The organism is Nitrosomonas limosa, assembly GCF_054188085.1.
In genome coordinates this window covers 883107-893728 of record NZ_CM135180.1, presented here as the reverse complement: position 1 = coordinate 893728, position 10622 = coordinate 883107, and the positions used below count along the sequence as shown (strand labels likewise).

Here is a 10622-nt window from a genome sequence, read left to right as displayed (position 1 = left end):
ATAAAATGATTTGAGAGGAGGAAGAAATGAAGAATGCGGCAACCGAGACATATAGGCAAGGGCGCGAGCGCTGCGCAACGAAGTGATTTGGTCACACTGTCAATTAATCAGCGCTTCTCGAGGAATCTGCCGGAACTTAAAGCTAATCTATCGCTCGTTGCATAGCCAGGCTATGCGCTTCAGAATTGAGAAAATCTGTTCATTTGGCTCGCGCCGCCTCAGTCTGAATAATTGAGGGTAGCCCGGGCTTTGCGTTTGCGGTACCAAATGATGACACCGGTAATTGATAAGATCGCAACCAATAAACCGAGCATTGAGACCATAATGCGGCCTGGCAGTCCCAGAATGCGCCCGGAATGCAACGGAAATTGCGCGTCCAGGAAAATGTCCCCGGCACTGCCGCTGCCGGGGATTTTATCTCCCAGAAGACGGCCGTCCTGACCATCGAAGTATAGCCAGGGATTACCCAATCCGCCGTCGGCATGATCTTTCCCGAGTTCATGAAACGTCACGCCGTAGATGCTATATTCCGGATCGTAAAACATCCCGCCCAATGGAATATGCCAACCGCGCTTATGTGCTTCAGCTTGCGCCAGACTGACAATCGCTTGCCGGTTAATGCCGGGCTCGATCGGCTCGTCATGCGGATTGGGCGTGCGCAATGCGAAAGGATCGGGGTTCAGCGTGGAAAACATCGAAACAATAGGGCGCATTACTTCCAGTTTCAGATTCATCGATACGGCCGTTACCGCCAATAGTAATAATAGCCCCCATAACCATACACCGCCGGAACGATGTAAATCGAAATTCAATTTATAGCCGCCTTGTTGCCAGCGGAAAGCAAACGATTTACGCCATGCTTGCCAATTGGGAAAAGAAAGCAATAACGCCACAAAGCAATCAATGGTCCAGACAATGGCCAGCAATCCCATAAACCAGATGCCGAATTCAATATCGAAAAAATCGGGAATATGCAGGCTGTAGTGCAGTTTATACAGAAACGGCACGAAATTTTCGCGTGTCAGCGCAATATCGCCCCACATGCGTGAACCGCGGATTTCTGTAGTAACCGGATCAAGCGCGATCTGATTCACACCGAGATTGATCGCTTTTCCTGTATGCGGATCCAGCCGCCCAGTAACAGCCAATCCAAGGTTGTGGCCGGGTTCGATAGCCAATGGCAGCCAGGTGATCAGGATACGCGGATCGGTATTTTCCAGATAATTCGCAAGCTCAAGCGGAGATAATTCTTCTCCTTGACTTTGTCTTTCGTACAAATGCGGATTCAGCCATTCATCAAGTTCGTGATCCCAGGAAATGATGGCGCCGGTGAATCCGGCGATAAATAAGAAAACGGCGAGTAAAAGCCCTGCCCAGCGATGCAGTAAAGTCAGGACGTGACGTGTCATTCTAGTTTTTGTAATGTTTTTGACGGATTCTTGAGGCTGATCGAACAATTTCGTGGCGAGAGGCTTTTTCATGATGTCAGGTGATGCTATTGAGAGCAAGCAGTGGGGCTGAAGCCGGTTTGGATTGATTGGAACGGTCTTGGTCTTGATCGACCGTCAAGCGGCCGTTGTCCATGCGCAGTAAGCGGTCGGCCAAATGAAAGTAACGATCATCGTGCGAAATCACTAGCACGGTTTTACCCATTGCGCGCAATTCCGGCAGCAGCTCGTGGTAAAAAATATCTTTGAATAACGGATCCTGATCGGCGGCCCATTCGTCAAATACCAGAAACGGGCGGCTCTCGAGATAAGCCACCACCAGTGCAAGCCGTTTGCGTTGCCCTTGCGATAACGACAAGGTAGTGAAGGCGCCATTGCGTACCTTCACCTTGTGCTGTAAATGCAGCTTCGCCAGCAGCTGATTTCCCTTTTGATCCAAATCGATGTTGTGACCGGTTTCCAACATCCGGTCGAAAAGATGAAAATCAGAAAAGACGGTCGTAAAGAATTGACGGTAATAATCGCGATTGAGGTCTGTGATCGGGATCTGATTCAGCGTAATAGTACCGGTTTCCGGCGGATACAAGCCGACGAGCAGCTTTGCCAGCGTGGTTTTGCCGCTGCCGTTGCCGCCCACCAGAAAAGTGATTTCACCCGGACGGAACGATAAGTCGACCGGACCGAGTGTGAATATTTCATCTTTTTGTTCATGATAGTAGCGATGAAACACATCTTTAAGCACGATCGACTGTAACGGCGGTATCGCCGTGTTGGTGACCGGCTGTTCCGTGGAAGCCATGGCTTGCGTTATTTCCTCGATCCTGTCCGCGGAAACTTGCGCCAGGTTGGCGCGGGGAATATTCAGTAGCAATGCTTCCAACGGTCCCACCATGTAAACGAAAATCAGTGCGTAGCCGGTCATGATCAAGGTGCGGTCAGGCACATCACCAACCAGAACGAATAGCACCAGGCCGATGAAGGCATAAATCAGAAAGTTTGCCCATCCTGCGGATGCGACAAAGACCGACATGCCGAAGGTGCGTTCCTTGCGTACTTTCTCAATTGAGCGCCGCAATACATCGTCAAAAAAAATAATCCGTTTGTCATGATTAAGGCGCAATTCTTTGGCGCCATCCGTCAAGGAACGGAAGTGCCCGAACAATTGGTCTTGTTCCTGTGCGGCTGCATCGAGATGCCGGATTGCGCGTAAATGAGCAAGATGATAGCCGATGCATCCTAAGCCAATAATGAGAACGGCCAGCAAAAACACTTGCCAGGATAGGAAAGCCATATAAGCCAGACAACCGATTACGACCACGGCATTGGTCAGAATGACCGGGAAGCTGACGAAAAATTCGGCAACCCGGCTACAGTGGTCGGATAAGGCGGATTGCACCCGGGCTGCACCTAGAACTTCCAGTTGCCGGTAGTCCGCGCCTATAACGCGCTTTGCTACAAAGCTGCGCAACTCGGCATGCGCCTGTTGACCGAGCCGTTCGAAAAGAATGGCTGCGATGACATATGTGAACATCACACCGAGTGCGGTAACGGCAAATAACCATGCCATCTGCTCACGCTCCGTATTTTCCGAGGTTAACGCGGAATTGATCTGCGCCAATAACATTACACTGCCGATGCCATGCAGGACGCTTGCAAGCGATGCGCCAAGCAATAAGGATTTTGATTGTTTAACAAGAAATTTCAGCATGCCCCACCTGATTCATTTCGATACAACTTTGAGACGAATGGCAATAGGAATTATTTACAGAGTTATCGCTGAATCGTGTCGCGGCAATATCGATTGAAGAAGTTGTTTTAATCGCTATCTGTAAAATAAAAACATTAATAATCATTTTGTTGATCTTAATTAATTGAATCACACATTATCGGGAATAATGATTATTTATAAATAAAAATAATTCTCATTCGTCTTCAGTGTTTAGAAAGTATATTGCAAAAATAAAATTGCGTTGGAGATAAATGAAATCGAATCTGCTCAGTGATCCATCCGTGGTTCTGATCGACGAAAGCATGGTTGCACAAGTGAGCCTGCTGTCGTATCCCGATCGGGTTTGCTGCACCATCAGCCATGATGATCAAAAGCTATACGTTTGGTATCGCGACAATGAACAACCATCGGTTTGGTCATTGCGAAATGCCGATGGGCAACTGACTTTGGGACTAATCGATGCAATCAGCCAACAGCCGTCCGCAACGGAACTGTTGGCGGTTATCGAAGCCGCTCTGCTTTGCTACCCGGCACAAAAGGAAGTGACGCTGACTGTTGCGCAATCGCGGTTTTCCGAGTTGTTTGCGGCAGGGGTTTTGACTGCCGATGGCAACCGGGTGATCGTTTATGCTGAAGCATTCTGGCAACTGCCCAGACTATGGCATCAACGCGGCAGTGACGTACCTTATCCCATCCGCTATGAGTTCAGTCAAGGACGGCGCCATCCGTTGCGCCCGCCCAAACCTTCCGGCCTGGTTTACCGTCGCTATATTCCTTGGCTCGGATGCACATTGAATTTTCGCCGGGTGGTCATTGATAACGATCTACAGCGTTTCAACCGCTGGATGAATGACCCTGTGGTTGCTGCTTTCTGGCAGGAAACCGGGGACATGCAAAAACATCGGGCTTATCTCGAAATGATCGATACGGATCCGCACATGCTGAATCTCATTGCGTGTCTGGACGATGAGCCATTCGGCTACTTCGAGGTTTATTGGGCAAAAGAAGATCGCATCGCACCATTTTACGACGCGCGTGACTTTGATCGCGGCTGGCATGTGCTGATCGGCGAGCCGCAAATGCGCGGCAAACCTTTCGTGACAGCCTGGTTGCCGTCGATTTCGCATTACTTGTTCCTGGATGATTGCCGGACGCAGCGCATCGTCATCGAACCTCGCATCGATAATCTCAAGATGATGCGGAATCTCGCATATGGTGGCTACGCTAATCTCAAGGAATTCGACTTTCCGCATAAACGTGCCGCACTGCACATGCTGCTGCGCGAGCGTTTCTTTTCCGAGCAACTGTGGGTGCCGCGCAGTACCGTCATCGCACATTCCTTATCGCAATCCTGAGGGTTACGTCATGCAAATTTATGATTTGATTGGTATTGGTTTTGGTCCATCGAATATCGCCCTGGCCATAACACTGGAAGAAAAAAAGCAAGCCGGCTATCACATCGACGCCTTTTTTATCGAGAAACAACCGGAGTTCGCGTGGCATGCCAATATGATGCTGGACAACGCCCACATGCAGGTTTCATTTCTCAAAGATTTGGCTACGCTGCGTAATCCTGCCAGCTACTTCACGTTTATCAATTATCTGCATCAGAAAAACCGGTTGCAGGATTTCATCAATTTGAAGACCTTTTTCCCTAGCCGCCACGAGTTTAATGATTATTTGGCATGGGCTGCCTCGCATTTCGATGACAGTTGCGCATACGGAGAGGAGGTGATCGAGGTCTTGCCGGAAAAAATCGGCAATGAAGTAATGTATTTGCGCGTCAGGTCCCGCGACCGGAATAACATCGTACATGAACGATTGACGCGCAGCCTGGCGGTGGGTATCGGCGGAAAACCGAGAATTCCGGACTGTTTCTTGGCGTTGAAGGACGACAACCGGATTTTTCATTCCAACGATTATCTGAGAAGAATCAAGGAATTCTCAAATGCCGAAAAAATTGCTGTCGTGGGGGGCGGACAGAGTGCTGCGGAGATCTTCATGGATTTACACGGCTGTTTCGATCGCGCAGAAATTGATTTGATCATGCGTGCCCGCTCGATCAGACCTTCCGATGACAGCCCTTTTGTCAATGAAATCTTCAATGCCGATTTCACCGATTTTGTTTTCAATAGCACAGAACAAGAGCGCAGTAGCCTGCTTGGAGAATTCTGGCACACCAATTATGCCGCACCGGATCTGGTGCTGATCGAGCAGATATTCAATGTGTTCTACCAGCAGAAGGTAGCGGGTGCGAAACGACACCGGTTTTTACGCAGACACGAAGTGAGACGAGCGGACTCATTACCACAAGGAATTCAGTTCACGCTGCACAATTTGAACGATGATTGCGATTTTTCCACAACCTACGATGCCGTCGTGCTCGCGACCGGGTATCACCGTGACCATTTTCAAGCCCTGTTGTTACCGCTAATGCCTTTTTTCAAAACTTTGTCGGTGGACCGCAATTACCGGCTGAGTGCCACTTCGCAATTCAAGCCGGCCATTTTTTTGCAAGGAGCCTGCGAATCCAGTCATGGACTGAGCGACACCTTGCTGTCGGTCACTGCGATTCGCGCCAGTGAGATTACTCAGGCATTGATCCACGAGCTTGGTCAAATAAAACATTCACCGGCTGCACGTACGATTTCTTCCGTGACTGTCTGATGAGTCCTGATTTTTTGTATCAACTTTATGAATCAATAGCATATTTAATCATGATCATATCCAAGGTAATAATAAAACCAAAACCGTCAAAAGCACTAAAACAGTTGATGATAACAGCGCTTTCGTCGCTGATTGTATTAGCGGTACCAGTCAATAGCTTCGCGCAATCGAAACAACCCGAAGCCAAACAATCTGCGGATGATAGCAGTCAACAACAAGCATCTGCTAAGACGGATGGCAATAAACCGGATGCAACACAGCCGAATGCTGCGGTTTTTCCGGCAGTTGTCGTAGAGGCGCAGAATACCGGCGAAGTGGCAGGAAATGTCGCGAAGCGGAGCATTACGGCAACCAAGACAGATACGCCGATTATTGAAATACCGCAATCGATTTCCGTGGTGACCCGCAATGAAATGGATATGCGTAGTGTGCAAAATTTTACCGAAGCGTTGCGTTATGTGCCTGGGGTCACAGTCGATCAATTCGGATTCGATGGACGCGGTTTTGAATATTTGTTGATGCGGGGATTCAATGCCTTGACGACTGCCAATTTCCGCGATGGATTGAGTAATGCAGCCCAGGGTTTATTTTTCGGCGGATTCATTACCGACACCTATGGTCTGGAACGGGTCGATGTTCTGCGCGGACCATCGTCGGTCATGTTCGGACGCGGTGATGCCGGCGGTATTGTTAACCGGGTGACCAAGCGGCCGACTGCCGCGCCGATCCGCGAAATCGAATTTCAATACGGCAATTTTGACCGGAAGCGGATCGCTGCGGATATTGGCGCTTCAAATAAGGAAGGCACGATTATGTTCCGGCTGGTGATGACCGCGCTCGAGAGCGATACGCAAGTCAGATACCCCAATACCGGTGGCGACCGGGCGCAAAATGAGCGGTTTTATATCGCACCATCCATTACTTTCAAACCGACTGCCGCGACCACCATTACCTTGATGGGTGATGTGCTTAATAATCGCAGCGGCTCCTCACCATTTTATATTGCCGCGCCGGACGGACGGTTTACCAATGTGCTGCAAAGTGATCCGAAGTTCGCCCGTTACGCAACCAATCAGGGATCTTTTAGTTACCAATTGGAACACCACTTCAACGAAATGTTGACCGTGCGGCAGAATTTCCGTCATGCGTTCCAGAAAGGTACTTTCCAGGATCTGTTCTCGCTAGGTTATAACACCGTCGAACAGCCGACTTTGGTCGATCGCGAAGCCTATGCCACCAATGAACGCCTGCGCCAGACCGTACTCGACACCCATTTGCAAGCGAAAATCAACACCGGTCCGGTTAACCATACCATGCTGCTGGGAGCGGATTGGAACCAGACTAATGCATCCTTGCGTTATTTTGAAGGCTATACCAACGGTTATTTGGTGCCTGCCATCGATATAGCCAATCCGGTTTATGCGCAATCGATTCCAAGACCGGATATGCTGTTTACCAATGCAAAACAGCGTATCGATCAATTGGGTTTTTATATTCAGGATCAGCTCAAATATGAAAATTGGATCATGACGTTAAGCGGGCGTTTTGACAGGATTCATACCAAAGATAACGATCTGCTGAATATGTCCACCACCCGGAACAAGGATAGCGCGTTTACCGGCAGGGCAGGTTTAACCTACTTGTTCTCGAATGGTATTGCGCCGTATTTCAGTTATGCGCAATCGTTCATGCCGCAAGCCGGCTTCGATTCCAGTGACAAGCCGTTCGATCCGACGCGTGGTTCGCAATTTGAGGCAGGTATCAAGTTTCAACCAACTGGTACGAGTGCGCTGTATACCGTAGCGTTTTTTGATTTGACCAAATCGAACACGCTGACAAGGGATCCGAATGACGAAACCGGATTCCGCTTCATGCAAACCGGCGAAGTCAGATCACGCGGTGTCGAACTGGAAGGACGCGCGGAACTGCTTCGCGGACTGAATGCCATCGGTACTTTCACTTATCATGACGTGGAAAATTTGCGAGATACCGACTTCAAAGGTAAAAGACCGGTGCAGGTACCTAATACCATGGCGTCGGGCTGGCTAGACTATTCGTTTGGCGCATTGGGTTACGAATGGCTGCGAGGTTTCGGGCTGGGCGGCGGTGTCCGCTATGTCGGCAAGGTATTCAACGAGGAAAGCAATACCAGCACCACGCCATCGTTTACCCTGTTCGACGCCACATTGCGCTATGAAAGAGGCCCCATGTTGTTCAACATCAACGCCAGCAACATTTTTGACAACCGCTATATCGCTTCGACATTCTTCGGCAGGCACTATCTGGGAACGGAACGCACCGTGATCGGTACCTTGACATTCCGGTTTTAGCCAGTGACTGCTATGACGATTCTTTGCGATACGCAGCTGATGGCTGGAGTAGCGGCATGCCAATAAATGACGATTTGGCGGCATTTCTCGATCTGGCAACGGAAGCAGTGGCAAGCGGCGACAGACCGCCGATGCACACGTTAACACCGGATTTGGCGCGTCGCGAATACGAAGCTGCAACACATATACTGGATGTTCCGGGGCCACTGGTGGCGAGTGTGCAGCAACTCACCATTGAGAGCCGCGATGGATATCCGATCAATGCCAGACTTTACAAACCTTTGGAATTCATGGAGATTTCCGGTCCGCAACCGGTATTGTTATATTTTCATGGCGGCGGTTATTGCCTGGGCAGTTTGGATTCGCATGATTCGTTGTGCCGTTCGCTGGCCGCATCGACACCCTGCCACGTATTGCATGTTGCTTACCGGCTGGCACCGGAGCATCGTTTTCCCGGTGCGGTACATGACGCGCACGATGCCTATCGATGGCTGCTGGCGCAAGGATCCGCCCACGGTCTCGACACAAAGCGGATAGCCGTTGGCGGTGATAGTGCCGGAGGTACATTGGCAACCGGGATTACGATCATGGCCCGGGATGAGAGCCGGCAACCGCCGATTTGCCAGATTCTGCTGTATCCATGCACCAGCGCATGGCAGACTAGCGGATCCCATCAGCGCCTTGCCACAGGGTATTTACTGGAAGCGGATACCTTGCAATGGATGTTCAAGCTTTATCTTCGCGGCGATGCCGACCGGACCGATTGGCGCTTCGCGCCGCTGGAGACACCGGATTTGTCGGAACTGGCACCGGCCTATTTTGCGTTGGCCGAATACGATCCGCTGCTGGACGAAGGCATCGCTTACGCAGAGCGCCTGCAAGCAAGCGGCGTAGCTGCGCAGGCTACAGTTTATCCGGGCATGGTGCATGATTTTGCACGGCTGGGAAACATTGTTGAAGAAACAGATCGGGTTCGCCAGGATCTTGCGAAGATTCTAGCGGGCGTTTTTTATGCTGACGGCGATCGCAGGTGAAATTATAAGACCCCGCATGTTATTCGTTACTTTTCCGGTATGAGACCATTACGTATAGGTTGCTTGCTGCTCTTGCTGGCTGTAAGCGCATGCGGCACATTGCCCGAGCGCCGCGCAAGCGATGCGGGCGCGGATATTCCCCAACAATGGGAAGGGCAATCGATAGAACAGCCGGTGGCGGTTAGCTGGGTACAAACATTTCAGGATGAAGTGTTGACGAAACTCATCGATACTGCGCTGAAAAATAATTATGAATTGAAAGCGGCGGCAGCGCGGGTGGAAGCTGCTGCCGCTCAAGCGCGTATCGATGGATCTCCTCGTTGGCCGCAGGTTTTTTTCTCAGCGGATTATGAAGAAGTAAAAATCAGGGAAGCCGGTTTCGGTTCCGCCCGCTTCAGTGTTTTTGAAGCTTTATTCGGTGTCAGCTGGGAAGTGGATGTATGGGGCCGTATTCGCGATTCGCATTTGGCGGCGGTGACGGAGGCAACGGCAGTGCAAGCGGATTTTCATGGCGCGCGATTATCGCTGGCAGCGCGTGTTGCGCAGAGCTATTTCGAATTAGCCGAAGCCGAATTGCAGTCGGCTATCATTGAGCGGTCGATTTTGGACCGGCGGGTAATCGTCGGTCTGGTGCGCGGCCGTTTTCACCGTGGTCTGGTGCGCGGTTTGGATGTGCGCTTGGCATTGAATGATCTGGCGAACGCCGAGGCACAGTTGAAACAAACGCGTAATCGCGCACAGCAAATTTCGAAACGACTGGAGATATTGTTGGGCAATTACCCGAAAGACAAAGTATGGACCATCACTCAATTGCCATCCTTGCCACCGGCTGTCCCGGCAGGATTGCCTGCGGAATTGCTGGCGCGCAGGCCCGATCTGGTGGCTGCGTTCAACCGCTTGCAGGCAGCCGATTTGCGCACCGTCAGCGCGCAAAAATTGCGGTTGCCGCGAATCACATTGACTGCAACGGGCGGATCTCGCAGTGTCGATCTGACCGAGCTGATTGATCCCAGGGCCGCAGCCTGGAATGTGTTTGCAGGATTGGTGCAACCTTTGTTTACCGGCTGGCGCATCCAAGGTGAAATTTTCCGCAATCAGGCACGTGCCGAGGAAGCATTGAATCAATACAAAAATACCGCGCTAAATGCGTTTCGTGAGGTTGAACAAGCGCTTGCAGCCGAGGAATGGTTGTGGCAACAAGAAACGGCGCTGCGCAAAGCGGTTGAACATACCGAATCCAGTCAGAAACTGGCGGTTTACTCTTACCGGAATGGCATCATTGAAATTCTGACATTGCTGGATAGCTATCGCAGTACCTTGAATGCGCAAACGGCGTATCTTTCCGTGACCCGGCAGTTGTTGAGTAATCGCATCAATCTCTATCTGGCGCTGGGAGGCGATGCCTGACCGATGC

The 10622-nt window shown here is 50.6% G+C and carries 7 protein-coding genes; 5 read left to right on the top strand and 2 right to left on the bottom strand.

The genetic code is table 11. The annotated features are described in order from the left end of the window. Positions 1-218 precede the first annotated feature (218 nt). Complete coding sequence (locus ACV7NC_RS04020; protein WP_458154177.1) at positions 219-1409, bottom strand: PepSY-associated TM helix domain-containing protein; 1191 nt, start codon at positions 1407-1409, stop codon at positions 219-221. A gap of 76 nt (positions 1410-1485) precedes the next feature. Further along, on the bottom strand, positions 1486-3156 hold the full coding sequence (locus ACV7NC_RS04015) for a cyclic peptide export ABC transporter (RefSeq protein WP_458154176.1): 1671 nt from the start codon (positions 3154-3156) through the stop codon (positions 1486-1488). A 272-nt stretch (positions 3157-3428) separates the two neighbouring features. Here ACV7NC_RS04015 and ACV7NC_RS04010 point away from each other — a divergent pair, with 272 nt between their 5' ends. Genes ACV7NC_RS04010 through ACV7NC_RS03990 form a run of 5 tightly spaced genes read left to right on the top strand, consistent with a single transcriptional unit; the run spans position 3429 to position 10615 of the window. Beyond that, complete coding sequence (locus ACV7NC_RS04010; protein ID WP_458154175.1) at positions 3429-4532, top strand: GNAT family N-acetyltransferase; 1104 nt, start codon at positions 3429-3431, stop codon at positions 4530-4532. A 10-nt stretch (positions 4533-4542) separates the two neighbouring features. Next, positions 4543-5844 (top strand): lysine N(6)-hydroxylase/L-ornithine N(5)-oxygenase family protein, encoded by a 1302-nt coding sequence (locus ACV7NC_RS04005; protein ID WP_458154174.1) that lies wholly within the window; start codon positions 4543-4545, stop codon positions 5842-5844. Between the two features lie 50 nt (positions 5845-5894). Continuing rightward, a complete protein-coding gene (locus ACV7NC_RS04000) occupies positions 5895-8174 on the top strand; it encodes a TonB-dependent siderophore receptor (protein ID WP_458154173.1) in 2280 nt (759 codons plus the stop codon). A gap of 56 nt (positions 8175-8230) precedes the next feature. After that, positions 8231-9208, top strand: coding sequence for an alpha/beta hydrolase fold domain-containing protein (locus tag ACV7NC_RS03995; protein ID WP_458154172.1), 978 nt, complete (start codon positions 8231-8233; stop codon positions 9206-9208). Between the two features lie 39 nt (positions 9209-9247). After that, complete coding sequence (locus ACV7NC_RS03990) at positions 9248-10615, top strand: efflux transporter outer membrane subunit (RefSeq protein WP_458154171.1); 1368 nt, start codon at positions 9248-9250, stop codon at positions 10613-10615. The last annotated feature ends 7 nt before the right edge of the window (positions 10616-10622 follow it).